The sequence below is a fragment of the Terriglobia bacterium genome (genome assembly GCA_020072565.1).
Lineage (GTDB): Bacteria > Acidobacteriota > UBA6911 > UBA6911 > UBA6911 > JAFNAG01.
Genome location: JAIQGI010000001.1, coordinates 194,698 through 210,206 on the forward strand (window position 1 = coordinate 194,698; position 15,509 = coordinate 210,206).

At 59.4% G+C, this 15,509-nt stretch carries 11 protein-coding genes; 7 read left to right on the plus strand and 4 right to left on the minus strand.

What is annotated here, in order from left to right; genetic code table 11:
* The first annotated feature begins 148 nt into the window (after positions 1–148).
* Positions 149–1,636, plus strand: a complete 1,488-nt coding sequence (malQ, locus tag LAP85_00885; protein MBZ5494930.1) for a 4-alpha-glucanotransferase — start codon at positions 149–151, stop codon at positions 1,634–1,636.
* Positions 1,637–1,841: 205 nt separating this feature from the next.
* On the opposite strand, the gene LAP85_00890 is transcribed toward malQ, so the two are convergent.
* Positions 1,842–2,777 carry a branched-chain amino acid transaminase gene (locus tag LAP85_00890; protein ID MBZ5494931.1) on the minus strand — a complete coding sequence of 312 codons (936 nt, stop codon included), beginning with the start codon at positions 2,775–2,777 and terminating at the stop codon, positions 1,842–1,844.
* Between the two features lie 241 nt (positions 2,778–3,018).
* Between LAP85_00890 and LAP85_00895 the strand changes: the two genes are divergently transcribed.
* From LAP85_00895 to LAP85_00910, 4 genes are all read left to right on the plus strand, one after another.
* Positions 3,019–3,120 (plus strand): 30S ribosomal protein THX, encoded by a 102-nt coding sequence (locus LAP85_00895; protein ID MBZ5494932.1) that lies wholly within the window; start codon positions 3,019–3,021, stop codon positions 3,118–3,120.
* A 142-nt stretch (positions 3,121–3,262) separates the two neighbouring features.
* Positions 3,263–4,270, plus strand: a complete 1,008-nt coding sequence (locus LAP85_00900; GenBank protein ID MBZ5494933.1) for a hypothetical protein — start codon at positions 3,263–3,265, stop codon at positions 4,268–4,270.
* 29 nt (positions 4,271–4,299) lie between these two features.
* The gene (locus LAP85_00905) at positions 4,300–4,803 is read left to right on the plus strand and encodes an aminoacyl-tRNA deacylase (protein MBZ5494934.1); all 504 of its coding nucleotides are present in this window, start codon (positions 4,300–4,302) and stop codon (positions 4,801–4,803) included.
* A 165-nt stretch (positions 4,804–4,968) separates the two neighbouring features.
* The gene (locus LAP85_00910) at positions 4,969–7,800 is read left to right on the plus strand and encodes an ADOP family duplicated permease (GenBank protein ID MBZ5494935.1); all 2,832 of its coding nucleotides are present in this window, start codon (positions 4,969–4,971) and stop codon (positions 7,798–7,800) included.
* Positions 7,801–7,861: 61 nt separating this feature from the next.
* Here the strand turns inward: LAP85_00910 and LAP85_00915 are convergent, their stop codons facing one another.
* Together LAP85_00915 and LAP85_00920 are read right to left on the minus strand one after the other, a co-directional pair.
* Positions 7,862–9,427: an amidohydrolase gene (locus LAP85_00915; GenBank protein MBZ5494936.1), complete on the minus strand. Its 1,566-nt coding sequence runs from the start codon at positions 9,425–9,427 to the stop codon at positions 7,862–7,864.
* Positions 9,428–9,670: 243 nt separating this feature from the next.
* Positions 9,671–9,952, minus strand: a complete 282-nt coding sequence (locus LAP85_00920) for a hypothetical protein (GenBank protein MBZ5494937.1) — start codon at positions 9,950–9,952, stop codon at positions 9,671–9,673.
* On the opposite strand from LAP85_00920, the gene LAP85_00925 reads away from it, so the two are divergent.
* Together LAP85_00925 and LAP85_00930 are read left to right on the plus strand one after the other, a co-directional pair.
* A complete protein-coding gene (locus LAP85_00925) occupies positions 9,867–11,147 on the plus strand; it encodes a sugar MFS transporter (protein ID MBZ5494938.1) in 1,281 nt (426 codons plus the stop codon). The genes LAP85_00920 and LAP85_00925 overlap by 86 nt on opposite strands.
* 347 nt (positions 11,148–11,494) lie before the next feature.
* The gene (locus tag LAP85_00930) at positions 11,495–14,131 is read left to right on the plus strand and encodes a tetratricopeptide repeat protein (protein MBZ5494939.1); all 2,637 of its coding nucleotides are present in this window, start codon (positions 11,495–11,497) and stop codon (positions 14,129–14,131) included.
* Positions 14,132–14,392: 261 nt separating this feature from the next.
* Here LAP85_00930 and LAP85_00935 read toward each other — a convergent pair whose 3' ends face one another.
* Positions 14,393–15,247, minus strand: a complete 855-nt coding sequence (locus LAP85_00935; protein ID MBZ5494940.1) for a CPBP family intramembrane metalloprotease — start codon at positions 15,245–15,247, stop codon at positions 14,393–14,395.
* Positions 15,248–15,509: the final 262 nt, after the last annotated feature.

Here is a 15,509-nt window from a genome sequence, read left to right on the forward strand (position 1 = left end):
AGATCATGAAAAAATCGTCGCATATCGAGATCCAGGGGACTCACAGCTTTTAGCTCCAGGATGTCGGAACTCAAAGATGCGAAAAGATCGGGCGCTTTGTCTTCTTTGAGTCGTGCGCTTTTGCTTCAAACCCGAACTCCGAGGCCTGATGCGCGTTAGCGGCATATTGCTACATCCTACCTCACTTCCCGGCGCACATGGCATAGGCGACCTTGGTGAATGGGCTTTCCGGTTTGCCGACTTTCTGTCGGACGGCGGGCAGGGCCTTTGGCAGGTTCTGCCGCTTGGCCCGCCCGCCGAAGCCAACTCCCCGTACAAGGCCTGCTCGAGCATGGCGGGCAATCCGCTGCTGATCAGCCTCGATTCGCTTGCCCGCGAAGGCTTGCTCTCACGCGCAGACCTCGAAGGAGCTCCGCTATTTCCGGCTGAATCGGTCGACTTTGTTGCGGTCGCCGCCTTTAAGTGGCGGCTCCTCGAGCAAGCGTCGCGCGCATTTTTCGCCGGCGGTCCGGGTCCACACCTGCGCGAGTTCGAGCAGTTCTGCATGGAGAAAGGGTTCTGGCTGGATCAGTTTGCGCGGTTCGCAGCCCTGAGGGATGAAAACGGAGGCTCCCTCTGGACGGAATGGGACCGCAATCGGAATCCGGATCCGGCGCGGGTGCTCCTGCACAAGTATATCCAGTTTGAGTTCTTCCGTCAGTGGCATGCTCTCAAAGGATACTGCCATGAGCGGGGCATCCGGATTCTCGGGGACCTGCCCATCTTTGTCGCGCACGACAGCGCGGACGTCTGGGGAAATCCCGGTCTGTTCGACCTCGACGAGCACGGCAACCCCCGGATGATCGCCGGAGTACCGCCCGATTACTTCAGTGCCACCGGCCAGCTCTGGGGAAATCCGCTGTATCGGTGGGATGCGATGGAGCGGGCAGGCTATCAATGGTGGATCGACCGTGTCCGGTGCATGCTGGAGCAGGTTGACCTGATTCGGATCGATCATTTCCGTGGATTTGAAAAGTACTATGAGATCCCTGCCGGATCGATGACCGCGATCCACGGGCGCTGGGTGGAAGGGCCGGGAGACCGGTTCTTTGAGGCGCTCTCGCGGGTTTTCGGGCGGCTTCCTTTCATCGCGGAAGATCTGGGCATGATCACGTCCGAAGTACTCGCCCTGCGCGACCGCTGGGGATTTCCGGGAATGCGGGTGCTGCAGTTCGCGTTTGCCGATGATTCGCCTTCAAACCCGTTCAAACCCTATAACTATGTCCGCAACTGCATCGTGTACACGGGCACCCACGACAACGACACCACGGTGGGCTGGTTCAGAGGAACCAGTGAAGGCGAGATCATACAGACGGAGGAACAGTTGCGCGCGGAGCGGGAGTCCGCTCTGCTTTATCTCCACAGCGATGGAGTCGAAATCCATTGGGATTTCATCCGCGCCGCCGTGGGCTCCGTGGCGGATACCGCTGTTTTCCCGCTTCAGGACGTTCTCGGGCTGGGCTCGGAGGCACGCATGAATCTGCCGTCACGCGCGGAGAACAACTGGCGCTGGCGGTTTCTACCGCATCAGTTGAAGCCGGAACTGAGCTCCAGGCTGCGGCAACTCGGCCAAACCTATGGACGCCTCACGCAGTGAACTCCGCTGGTAGTGCAGAAGAAAACCTCTTAATCCTCTGCGATGAGATTTTTGGGTCGCCCCTGTGCCGCGCCGTGCAGCCTGGGGCTGCAACACCCGTGGAAGAAACTGTCTCAAAAAATGCAGAATGCACAACCTTGCTTCCCCGGGCCCGCACCGCGGCGTCCCCAGAAACGCCGCGTTTTCGGCAAGCGCAGCGCAACTCTTATCTTGCGGCAGCTTTCTGCTGATAGACGGGGGCGCACCACTCTGCATATTTGGCAACGCGCCCGCGCACCACATCGAAATAGAGACGTCGCAGCGTCTGGGTGATCGGCCCCATCTTCCCCGTGCCGATCGGGTGATGATCCACCTTGGCGATAGCCGCAAGCTGCACGCCGGTGCCGCAAAAGAAGGCCTCCTCGGCGAGATAGACCTCGGTCCGGTCGATGGTACGTTCCACCACCTCGATGCCGAACTCGTCACGCAACAGCTGCATCACAGTGCGGCGCATGATGCCTTCCAGGATGTTGTCGGTCACCGGCGGTGTGCAGGCGATCCCGCGGCGGATCATGAAGAAGTTCGCGGCGGAGGCTTCCGCGACATGGCCGTTCTGGTTCAGCACCAGGGCCTCATCAAAGCCGTTGTGGTGCGCTTCTGTCTTGGACAGGGACGAATTGACGTAAGCGCCGGCGATCTTGCCGCGCGCGGGGATCATATTGTCATCTATGCGCACCCATGAAGAGGTTCCGATGTGCAGTCCCTCTTCGTTGGCCAGGTAGGAGCCGAACGGAATCGAAGCAATCCCGACGTCAGCGGTGAGATCAAAAAGGCGCACTCCGATGACTTCGTCGGTGAAATAAGCCAGAGGCCGGATGTAGCAGTCGGTGCGATAATCTTCGGCGCGGAGAAGGTCCATCACGGCCTGGACAAGCTCTTCCTTCGAGTACGGGAGCTGCATGAACAGAAGCTTCGCCGATTCCAGGAAGCGGTTGAAATGGTCGAGCGGGCGGAAAACATACAGCTGCCTGGCATCATCGTTCCAGTATCCGCGAATTCCGCCGAAGATGCCGGTGCCATAGTTGAAAGTGTGGGTCAGGATGCCGACCTTTGCCTCGCTATAAGGGACAATGCGACCTTTGAAAAATGCGAATTTGGGCAGAACCACGATTCAATCCTCCTCGGTAATCATAAAACAAAAAACAGTCCGGCCTCTATGCAGTGACCAGCTCCAACTCTATCATAACTTGGACCGCTCGGCGCAACCGCAACTGAGAAGTGTCCGCGATTCATCGCTGCGTTTGTCCGGTGGAAAGCGGTGGCAAGATGTAGGGTTCTGGGCATAAAATTGGGATCGGGGCTCAACTCGAGGAGGTTCGCCGCGGTTCATGGAGGTCAATGCTATGGGCAAAGGGGATATCCGTACGAAGAGGGGAAAAATCTATCGCGGTACCTTCGGAAAAACCAGACCGAGGAAGAAGAAGCGGGTTCGGGGCAAAGGATAGGCCGAAGCCTGCCTCGACCTGGCACAGCAGCGGCCCGGCGCGTCGGGACCGCGAAGAAGTTCTTTGTCCCGATCAAGGTTGATTCCCTGGAAATCAGTGCATCTGATGACGCCTCAAGCTCGTGGGAGGTAAGGAGGTAAGAATGAAGCGCGATCGAATCGTAGCGTCTTTGCTGTTTCTGTCGCTCCTTTTGCCGGTTGGCCTCTTGCTGGCCGATGTCAAGACCGAGGAGAAGAGTCTGGTCAAGTTCGAAGGTTTCCTGGGCCGAATGATGGGTCTGTTCGGCGGCAAAGCGGCCAAGGAGGGCATCGTCAATACCCTGGCCATTCGAGGTAATCGGAAGGCTACGATGAGCGACACCTCGGGGGAAATCATCGATCTGGATGAGGAGAAGCTTTACAGTCTCGACCTGAAAAAGAAAACCTATGAAGTCACGACTTTTGCCGAGTTGCGGCGCAAGCTGTTGGAAGCCCGGGATAAGGCCGCCAAGGCCGCGAAGCAGGAGCCCGAAGCCCGCCCGCAGGGCCAGGAAGCGGAAATGGAGATGGACTTTTCCATGAAAGAGTCCGGCCAGAAAAAGGCCATCAATGGTTACGACTGCCGTGAGGTGATCATGACCATCACCATGCGGCAGAAGGGCAAGACGCTTGAGCAGGGCGGGGGGACTGTGCTTACCTCCAACATCTGGTTAGGTCCGGAAATTCCTGCTCTGAAAGAGATCCGTCAATTCGACCTGCGTTATGCCCAGAAGCTGGATCTCCCCTATTCCTTCGGCGCCGATTCGGCAGAACAGATGGCCGCCGCCCTGGCCATGTATCCTCAAATGAAGGAGATGTTCTCCAAGTTCCAGGCGCAGCAGGTCGACATGACGGGAGCGCCCATCCTGACCGTCATGACCATGGAGGCAGTCAGTTCACCCGAGCAGGCCGCAGCGAATGAAAAGAAGCAGGATGAGGGTGGGGGAAACATCACGTCGGTGCGTGGACTCGGCGGCCTCATCGGCCGCAAGATCGCCGGCAAGAAGGAGGACCAGCCGGCAGCCAAGAATCGGGCCACCATTCTCACCATGAATCACGAACTGCTGAAGGTTGCCAGCGCAGCCGGCGAGTCAGATACCGCGATCCCTGCAGGTTTCAAGGAGAAAAAGTAACATTCAAACAGGAACCGCTGGAGGCTTGAATGACTAGGTCGGACTACCCGACGACGCCGGCGGTGAGGTTCCTGCGCGAGCGGGAAGTAGAATTCAAAGCGCACCTGTACAAGTATCAGGAGCACGGAGGCACGAGGGTGGGCGCCCTCGAGCTCGGACTGCCGGAGCATTTCCTGGTCAAGACTCTGGTCATGGAAACGGACCGGCACAAACCGCTGCTCGTGCTCATGCATGGTGACTGTGAGGTCTCTACCAGGCAACTCGCGCGCCTGCTCGACGTGAAATCCGTCTCGCCCTGTGATGAGCGCACAGCCACGCGACTCACCGGGTATCTCTTCGGCGGGACAAGTCCCTTCGGCGCGCGCACATCCTTGCCCGTCTACGTGGAGAAATCGATCTTCGATCTGCCGCGCATTTTTATTAACGGCGGCAAGCGCGGCTTCCTCGTTGAAATCGACCCGCATGTGCTGCGCAACGTTCTGCCGGTCACCGAAGTCGAGGTCGCCATTGCCATGGGGCAAAATCGAAAGTAAGAGTTTCACCAAGGCCTGACACCACCCTCCTTCCTTGACCTGCCGTCGATGTGAGATTCTGCGCAACCCCTGGGGCCGTTCGCCGTAATAGGAATATCATGACGCTAAGACAGGCATTCGCATTCACGGCAAGTATAGGTTAATGAAGCGATCGGAGGAGGGGACATGGAGGCATTCCGGCAGGACATTCGCCATGCAGTGCGGATGCTGATGCGAAACCCGGGTTTTGCGGTGATTGCCATTTTGGCCCTTGCTCTGGGAATTGGTCCGAATGCGGCTATCTTCAGCGTGGTCAATGCGTTGCTTCTGACGCCGCCTCCCTATCAGGACCCGGATACGATCGTGAGCATTTTCCAAACGCGCGACGTGGCAGGCTTGCCACAGAAGATTTCGTCCATCTCTACTGACGATTTTCAGGTCTGGCGCACTTCGACCGGAATGTTGGAACAGATGGCTGTGTATGCTCCCGACACTGCCACGCTTACAGGCGTGTCGGAACCGGTGCGGCTGACGGGCGAGCGGGTTTCGCCCGGGTTGTTTCCGTTGCTGCGGGTGAAACCGCTCCTCGGTCGAGTCCTTCGCAATGAAGAGGAGAAAGCAGGGAGCGACCGCGTGGTAGTGCTGAGCTATTCCGCGTGGGTGAACCGATTTGGCAGTGACCGGGATATCCTCAACAGGTTTATCAAGCTCGATGGCAACGACTATGCCGTGGTGGGTGTCATGCCCGTGGGATTCGACTTCCCCAACAAGCAGGCTGAATACTGGGCGCCGCTCGTGCTGGATCAGCCACAACAGGCCGCAAACGTTCATCGGGTCATGATGATGCCCGCGATCGCCAGACTGAAGCCGGGCGTGACCATCGCTCAGGCGCAAGCGGAAGGCACTGCTCTGCTGCAGCGGCGGCAGCCGACGGGCAGCGGTCCATTTCAACAGGGGTATCAAGCCGGAACCCGCGCCGGGAGGCCGGGGACGCCGCCCGCAGCCGACATGGTGAGACAAGGCGCGGAACAGCCGGTGCTCCCGGCGCAACAAGGCATGAAGCAGATCATGGGCCCGGCTCAACCGGAGACCCGGCAGCCGGCCGCGGACGCTTCGAGACAAGGAGCACAGCAGGCGGCACTCCCGCCGCAAACGGGGATGCAGCAAGCACCACCTCCTGCGCAGCCGGATATCAGGCCGTTGCCCGGTGCGGGGCAGCGAGCGCCCGCAAGCATCCCCTCCTCCGGGCAAGCGGAGCCTCAAAAGATGCCTGCCCCCGCACCGCAGCCGGTTCAACAGGGAGCTCGCCAGGTGCTTGGGCCCGCGCTTATCGGTGGAGCCGTCCAGTTGGCCACGCTCCAGGAACAATCGGTCAAACCCGTTCGTCCGGCGCTGCTGGTCCTGATGGTGGCAGTCGGGCTGGTTTTATTGGTCGCTTGCGCCAATGTCGCCAATCTGCTCCTGTCGCGCGCGGTCGACCGGCAAAAGGAGATTTCCATCCGGGCGTCGCTGGGCGCCGGCCGCGGCCGGATCATACGCCAGATGCTGACGGAAAGTGTGCTCCTGGCGTTGCTGGGCGGGATGGTGGGTTTGCTGCTCGGATTCTGGGGCATCATGCTGCTGCCGCAGCTTAGCCCGGGCAACATTCAGCATCTGGAGGATGTGCGCATCGATATGCGTGCCATGGGATTTTCGCTGGTCCTCTCGCTCCTGACCGGTGTTCTTTTCGGTCTCGCGCCCGCGCTCAAGAGCTCGCGCAGCGATTTGATGCGCATGTTGAAGGAGGGCGAAGCCCAGGCTTCGGCGGGTCTGCGCCTGTTCCGACGCAACAAGACGCGCAGTCTGCTGGTCGTGGTGGAGTTCGCACTGGCGTTGATATTGTTGGTGGGCGCAGGTCTGCTTGCGAACAGTTTCGTCCGATTGGTCCGGCAAAATCCCGGCTACAACCCGGATGGGGTGTTGACGCTTCAGGTCAGTCTGCCGCGGGCGCGCTATCCACAGCCGGAGATGCAACTCGGCTTTTTCGATCAGCTGCTGGACGGCATGCGCAGTCTGCCCGGCGTGCAGGCGGCGGGCACGACGAATATGATGCCCATGTCGTCGGCGATGATCCGCATGAGCTTTCAGATTCCCGGCGCGCCTCAGAGCACAGACCCGGCTTCACAGCCTGTTGCCGGCGTCCGCATGGTCAGTCCCGGTTTTATCCCGGCCATGGCAATTCGACTGATTAACGGCCGTGACTTCACGGATGGAGACCGCGAAAACGGCGTGCAGGTAGCCATTGTCAACGAGTCGATGGTGCGGCGCTTTTTCCCCGGCGCAAATCCCATAGGCCGGCAGATCGACCTTGCGGGACCGCGCGAAATCGTCGGAGTGGTGGCGGATGTCAGGCCGCAGGGGCTTGACTCCGAACCGCAACCGGAACTGTATCTGCCTCATCGCCAATTTTCCCGCATGTTGATGCTGGGCGGGCCGTTGTCGGCCATGTCGATTGTAATGCGGTCGAAGGGCGATCCGCTTGCGCTGGTTCCGTCGGTGCGTGCCCGCGTAGCCGCGCTCGATTCCCAGCTTCCCATCTTCAATGTTTCGACTTTAAAACAGCGCGTCTCGAATTCTGTGGCACAGCCTCGTTTCTATGCGGTGCTCCTGGGGATTTTCGCAGGATTGGCGCTGTTGCTGGCTGCCGTGGGTATCTACGGCGTGTTCTCCTATCAGGTGGCGCAGTGCACACGCGAAATCGGAATCCGGATGGCGCTGGGGGCGCAGCGCTCGAGTCTGCTCGCCCTCGTTCTGCGCGAAGGAGCCCTGCTGTCGGCTCTCGGCATCATTCTGGGACTGGCGGGCGCCTGGGCTGGAAGCCGATACCTGTCTTCGCTGCTGTTCGGTATCGCGGCGACGGATACAGCCACTTATGGGATCGCCGCCGTGCTGATGGCCGTCATAGCCATCGCAGCGACCTATGTGCCGGCGCGCCGCGCCATCGCGATTGATCCCGTGACCGCCCTCCGGCAGGAGTGAAGGCTGGGCGGCCGTTCAAATCGTATTCATCCCCTCTTTCGGAGGCGATCCGGGAGTCGGACTACGGGGTCTTCCAATCCAGGTAGCCCGCTGCCTCCATCTTCGGACGATACTTATCCATCAATTCCTTGTTCAAATCGAGCGGCGGCATCGCATCCGCAGGGAGGAAAGACTTGTACGGGTGGTCTTTGGCGTAGGCTTCAAATTCATCACGCAGCTTCTTCAATTCGTCAGGCAACATCATCAGGTCGATTGCTGAGGCGGCCATGGCCTTGGCGCCGGCATTCAGTCCTTTCCAGGCGGTCGAGCCGTAATTGCAGGCGGTGACGGACCAGTGATGGCCGATGGAGCCGGGGACCTGGCCGGGGAACCTGATGGTCGCCGTCGGCGCGACGAGAGTTACCTCGCCCACGTCGGATGAGCCGCCACCGACAAACGTGCGATCGGGCTCCTGCAGTCTTCCAACCCTTGCGGGCATTCCGGACTCGCGTGCCCCGAGCGTTTTCTGCAGCGACCTGGCAAACGCCTGTTCTTCATCTGTCCATGCCGGCATCCCGACCAGCTCGATGTTTTTCTGGAACAGCTCTGCAGCAGCTTTGTTGGCATGACGTTGATGAATCGCCGTGAGGACGCGGGTGCTCGCCAGTTCTGTTCCACTGGCCAGAGCTCCTGCCTTCGCACAGTTCACCACTCGATTATATGTGTCCTCCAAGCGTTCGTCGGTGTCTCGCACGTAGTACCAGACGCTGGCCCGGTCGGGCACCACGTTCGGCGCCTCCCCTCCCTCGGTGATCACATAGTGAATCCGCTCTGTATAGAAGAGGTGCTCGCGCAGGAAGTTGACCGCAACGTTGGTAATATCGACCGCGTCGAGAGCGCTGCGCGCGCTCCACGGCGCCGCCGCGGCATGAGCCGTTTTTCCTCTGAAAGTGAAGATCACCGAGTACAATCCGTCGCCGTCCATGCCGTAAGAAGTGCCGAAACTGCTGCCTCCGTGGTTATCAATCACGGCATCTACATCCTTGAAGAGCCCGGCCCGTACCATATAGGGGCGGCTGATGACGGTTTCCTCCGCGGGCGACCCGAATACTTTGATGGTCCCTTTGATGCCGAACTTGTCGATCGCCTGCTTGACGGCAATCGCGGCTGCAGCCGCGGCTGTGCCCTGGGCGTTGTGTCCGCAACCGTGCCCCGGGGCTCCTTCCACCAGCGGATTCTGGGTCGGGACTCTCCCCTTCTGCGATATCATCGGCAGGGCATCGAACTCCCCGAGGATGCCTATGACCGGCTTGCCGGAACCGTAGCTCGCCACGAAACAGGTGGGCATTCCCGCGAGGCCGCGCTCGACCCTGAAGCCGGCCTGCTCCAGCGTGTCTGCCAGGAGCTTGGACGACTTGAACTCCTGCATCCCCAGCTCCGCGTAGGACCATATGGCATCGGAGATCCTGCCGAATTTTTCGACGGCTTCGCTCCGGCTCAGCCAGTCAAGCACGAGCTGTTTCTGCGGAGCGACGGCTTGCGGCGGTCCGGATTGCGGCGCCGGAAACGACTGCACACCCAGACTGATGAGAATGATGATGGCGGCCACACTCGAGCGGACACGCGCGTCACTCATGGACGATTTCATTTGGAGCCTCCCTGAATACGTTTCGCTGAATCTGCACTGCTGCGGCGGTATTGTACGAGGAATTCTCAGGGCAGCACAGCAAAAATGCAGGCTGCGCAGTTTACTGCGACCAACTCTTCCTTCCTATCAGGCGATAGCTCATTCACATCGAGAATTGAATGCCAGGTACGGGGTCGGGCCGCGAGTAGGTAGCGCAATGCGCGATAATGACAGCCTGATCCCTTTGCTTTTACTCCGCATCAGTCAAAGGGATTTCGAGGCGGTCCAGTTCCGCGCAGTTTCGTGTACCGAAAACGGCGTCGGCAGGCTAGAATAGCGGTTCTTTACAGCCAGGCAGGTCGACGGTCGCGAGCGGACATGATCCTCCGCGATGTCGTGCGCTTTCTGGTGCGGTCGCGCAAGCAGCAGGCGATTCGGGACCACAACGAGAGCTGATCTGATGCCATCCACCGACACCTCCACAGCAGCCCCGCCGCCCTCCTCGTATAAAGCGGCATTGGCGGTGATGACGACGCTGTTCTTCATGTGGGGGTTCCTCACCGAGCTGAACGACGTTCTCGTCCCGCACCTCAAGTCCATTTTCGATCTCAACTATTTCCAGGCGATGCTGATCCAGTTTGCATTCTTTTCCGCATACCTTCTTTTCTCGGTCCCCTGGGCCAGGGTGATCGACTGGATCGGTTATAAGCGAACGATGGTCGCCGGCCTGTTCACGATGGCTTTAGGAGCTTGCCTGTTTATCCCCGCTGCCAGTGCAGCCTCATATCCGCTCTTTCTTGCGGCGCTGACGGTGCTGGCAGCCGGTATCACTGCGCTGCAGGTGGCAGCCAATCCCTACGTCGCAGTGCTTGGGCCGGAGAAAACTGCCTCCAGCCGGTTGAATCTGGCGCAGGCGGTCAACTCGCTGGGACATACGACCGCGCCGTGGATTGGCGGCCTGCTCATCCTGAGTGCGGCTCCGCTGGGTGTGGAGGCGTTGCGCCGTATGTCCGCGGAGGCGCAGCTGGCTTATCGCATCCATGAGGCATCGTCCGTCAAATTGCCCTACCTGGTTATAGGGCTTGCCCTTCTCGCGCTCGGCATTGCCATTGCCAGGTTCAAGCTCCCCCCAATGCCCACGGCGGAACGTCACGGGGCAGCCGGAGCGACCAGAAGCTTGAGAAAGCACCCTCACCTGGTACTGGGTGTGATTGCGATTTTTCTCTATGTGGGGGCCGAGGTTGCGATCGGCAGTCTGTTGATCAACTACCTCATTCAACCGGAGATCGGCAACATATCACGTACACTTGCGGCCACGCTGGTAGGGTTCTGCTATTGGGGCGGAGCGATGGTGGGCCGTTTTATAGGCTCGGCGATCCTGCAGAAGGCCCCTACTCGCACGGTGCTGGCAATTGCGGCCGTGATGGCCTGCGTGCTGGTTTGCACCTCGATGCTCACCCTCGGCCACGTTGCCATGTGGAGCCTCATCCTGGTCGGATTCTTCAACTCGGTGATGTTCCCCAGCATCTTCACTTTGGGGATCGCAGAACTCGGCCCGCTGACGGGCGACGCCTCCGGTCTCCTGGTGATGGCGATCGTCGGCGGAGCCGTCATTCCTCCCGCCACCGGTTGGCTGGCGGATCACATCGGAATTCACCACTCGTTCATACTGCCCGCCGCCTGCTATCTGTACGTTTGTTACTACGCTCTGAAAGGATCCCAAACGGCGTCAACCGCGTAGAACAGAAAAGGCGTTTCTGCCCGTCACCCCGCGCCGGCGGAGGGCGCAGAGAGTTCGGGGATTGAGCCTTGATGTGGTTGCCATGCTCGTGGGTACAACCAGCGCAGGTGATGCCGCTCCCTTGTCGAAATGGGAAAGATATTCAGCTGGTTCCGTGTTAGAATGCGCGTATCTCCCCCAGGAGATCTGGTGATAGATCTCCAGCCGCACAAGGTTGAGTTCATAAACAAAGGTTAGAGTGTACCCATGCGCAGGTCGCTGGTCGGACGTCACCGGTTTGTCCGCCGGGGACTCCGTGTCCAGGGATCGGATATAACGAGCTTCGCCGACCCTTAGGGAGCCAGACCATGTACTCCAGAACCATCTTTCTCCTCATTGGCGCTCTTGTGCTCAGTGCCTCGTTTATGCCGCTGCAGGCGCAGGTCGCGTGGGTGGCAAGATTCGATGATGCGCTTAAGCAGGCCAAGGCGGAGCAGAAACTCATCGTGGTGGATATTTCCGCCAGTTGGTGCCCCCCCTGCCAGCAGATGGCGCGTGAGGTGCACACCAACAAACTTTTCATCGAATTTACACGCATGCAAGTCTTCATGCTGCTCGATGCCGAAAAAGACAGCGACGGCATCCGGCTGGCAAACAGGTTCGATGTTCATACATTTCCTACCATTCTTGTGCTCGATTCTCAGGGACGCGAAATTGACCGGCTGATCGGCAGCAGCAGTTCGGCGGATCTCATTCGCGATCTGCGGGAGATTTTTGTCGATCCTGTGCCATACGACCAGCTGAACAACAAGGCCAGATCGCAGACGGATGACTTCAAGGTCCAGTTCCAAGCGGGGAAGCGCGCTCTCCAGCGCTATGACTATGAAAAGGCACGCCAGTTCCTGGGTCGCGCCGGCAACCTTTCTACATCGAGGAGTGTGACGGAACGGGCCGATTCCCTGGCCCTGCTGTGCGTCGCCTGCTATAAGAGCGCGAAGTACCAGGAAGCCCTCGACGCCCTGGACACCATGGCGCGCCTCGAACCGAAGTCCGCCGACCAGCCATCAGGGCTGAAGCTTCTTCGTGCCAGGATCCTCGTGGCGCTCAAACGGAACGACGAGGCGTTCGCGCTGATGAACGGCTTGCTGCGCTCCTCTCCTCCGCGCAACACCAAGGAGAGTGTCAATGAACTTCTGGCGGAGATGCCTGACAAGTACCGCAAGGGCGACAAGGAGTACGAAAACACCGTCAAGAAGGCGCAGGAGAGCCTGAAAAAAAAGAAGTTTGACGAGGCGCTCGAACTTGCCGGCAAGGCGGAGGCGCTCGCTCCTCAGGATCCGCAGGCCCATCTCCTGATCGCCGGCGTCCACTTTCAGAGTTCGGCCCAGGAAACCGACCCGGTCCAGAAAAGCGACCATGTCGCCACGGGACTTCAGGAGCTCCGGCTCGCCCGATGCCTGGATCCGGAGGACATGTCGAGCTATCTGGCCGCCAAAGGATATCTGGCTTCCAGATACCTGCGCTACCAGGCAAGCTCACCTCAAGCTCAGAAAAGTTACATGGAAGGGGAAATGCGGTTCAACGAAGACCGCTTGAAGGAGGCGATGGCGGCCTATGCGAAAACGATCCAGCTTGATCCCGATTTCGGGAAGGCCTACCTCTACATGGGGGACTGCTTTTTCCGGATGAACAACTTCGAGGAGGCGCTGAAGTGGTACCAGCAGGCGGTGGCGAAGTCGCCCCTGGACGCTTCGGCATACCGATTCGCGGCCAGCGCCCTGGACAAGCTGGGGAAATCCGAAGACGCTGACAGGAGCCTCATCCTCGGCGTGCTGGCGGATCCGGAATATCCCCTCATACGTTCGATCAAAGGAGTGCGCCTCGAGCGTCATGCCTCGCTCATCCCCCTGCAGTTTCTGCTTGTGAGCGCCAATGTCGAGAGCTTCGATGAATCGATGTTCGACGGCGTTCCGGCAGAGACGGTTCCTGCGTGGCAGGAATATGTCCGCAACAAGATTCTCTGGCGGCAGGAAAAATTCCAGGCGGCGTTTCCCAGTGAGTCCTTCTACCATGCTACGTTCAATGAAGAGTTCGATTGCCTCAACAAGCTGGTTGAGAAATGGAACAGCATGAAGGAAGCCGAGCGGTCCCTGAAGAACGAGGGGCTGGACTTTCTGCGCCAGGTGTCAATTGACGGACAACTCGATTCATTCGTATATCTGGAAGTTTTCACGGAGGAATACCGCACTTCCTACGAGAGGTGGAAGCAGCAGAACATGAACAGGGCCGCCGCCTATGTCACGCGCTTCCTGTGCGGGGCGCCGCAGGCGATGTCCCGCGGGACCTACAACTCGTCGGCGATTGAAGCGTACAACGCGGGGGTGGCCAGTCAGAGGGCCGGCGACCGGGACAAGGCTGTGGAGCAGTATCAGAAGGCGCTGGCGCAGGAGCCGAATATGATCCCCGCGCTCACCAATCTCAGCCTCCTCTATGCACAGGGCGGCGACCTCGCGCGTGCGCGAGCCATGGTCGAGAAATGGCTCACCCTTCAGCCTGAAGCAAGCCAGGCAATCGCGATGATGGCACGGCTGGATGCCCAGCAGGGAAACCTGGCCTCTGCGGCGGACCTTTTTCAGAAGGCGGCCGATCTGGAGCAGAATCCCGACCAGAAGGCCATCCACCTGAAGAATCTGGAAATGGTTCAGTCTGCCCTGCGCCGTAAGACGCCAACGCTCATCGGGCAACCCGCTGCCGTTCCACCGCTGCAGCCCGCAGTTACCGCGATGAACGACGGCAATTGGGGTGAAGCCATCACCCTCCTCGAGCAGCTCTATCCTTCTCTTGCGAACGGCCCAGATAAGACCCAGGCCGAGCTCATGCTGTCGATCGCGCATTACAATGCCGGCCACCTGAAGGAGGCCCGTACCTACGTCATGAGACTGCTCGCGCGCGATCCATCAAATGCCAGGGCCCTGGAAATCCTCAAGGCAATCGACAAGAAATAGCGCCGGGACTCCGAAATGGGAGATTCAAGGCCCAAAGGGGCGCCAGAGCGTAGCCCCGGGCGTGAGCCCGGGGTTGAGAGCTTGGTTATCTGAGATTCAATCGTTGTCAGGCTTAGCACCGATTCAGACACCGATTTAGTCAAGGATGAGATCGCGCTTCTCCATGCCATGCAGGATGTCTGTCTGAGCAAGGGGATCACTGTGGCGTGAGTGACAATTCGCGGGCTGCCCGGCATAGGGCGGCTTGAGATCATTGCCGGCTCAGTGCCCGAGTGCCTGCTGAACCTGCGGCAAATGTTCCATCAGCCATGGCAACAATGCCAGGCTGGTCGCATCGAACATGCCGTGCGCAATCACGGCCGGCCAGATGGATCGATGCAGAACCATAATCACACCGAGACCGAAGCCGAGCAGTCCAGCGAGTAAAACCGCGACTGGACCCATCGCCAGATGTCCGACGCCAAAGACGACGGCAGCAACACCCGCCGACGCAATTTGACCGGCGCGTGAGCCGAAACTCCTTGGCCAAAGTGACCGCAGTCCGGCAAGAAATGCCGAACGCCAGAGTTCTTCTCGTAAACCCGCCACTGCGAAACTTACCAAAGTGAGAACAAGCCAGAAATAGACAGGGTCCTGGCGCATCGCCGACACATCTACGATCGCTTCTATGTCGGGCCGATGACTAATTGAAAACTGCTGGAGGGACTGCAGGGTCATCAGGCCCGTGGCGATCAATCCCATGCTCAATATGATCACTATCATCCCCACCGCCAGGCGAAGTGCGATGGAGTACCCGATGCCCAGGGGCACGGGCCGGAATTTGCCGCGCCAACGCAACAGCAAGTCATCGCGTGACGCGTGTGAAGCGATGCATGCCAGACCAAGCACAAGCCCAAAGACCAGCAACTCCACTGCGCAAACAATCAGCAGGCCAGCCACGTTGCGTGACAGCACCGGCCCATGAGAGCTGCCGCGGCTCCATCCCACGGCGCCGGCAACGAGCAGGTAGGCACTGAGAAGGATCAAATGAATCCACCAGCGGGGCCGGCTGACCGCGTCTGGTCCGGCAGGCAGGGTCGGGGGTGGTACATGGGATGCAGATGGGGGAGTATTCATGCCTTCTTCCGTTCGCCAAGAGGATAGTCAAAAGCCCTTCGGATTGTAGCCAGGTGTGATTGCCGGCCAGCTTTGGAGTCGGGGTGCCATGCTAACGTTCCCCCCAGTGTTCCGGGCCCACAACTGTGAATCTTACTCGGGCCAATTGACGAAATAAAATGCGTTTTCGGATCTGGGACCCGGCCGCCGCCTTCCGAGCTGCAAATCGGAGCAAAGAATGTTTCCGATGAGCTTAACGGTGAGTCCTACAAAAGTCATTGGG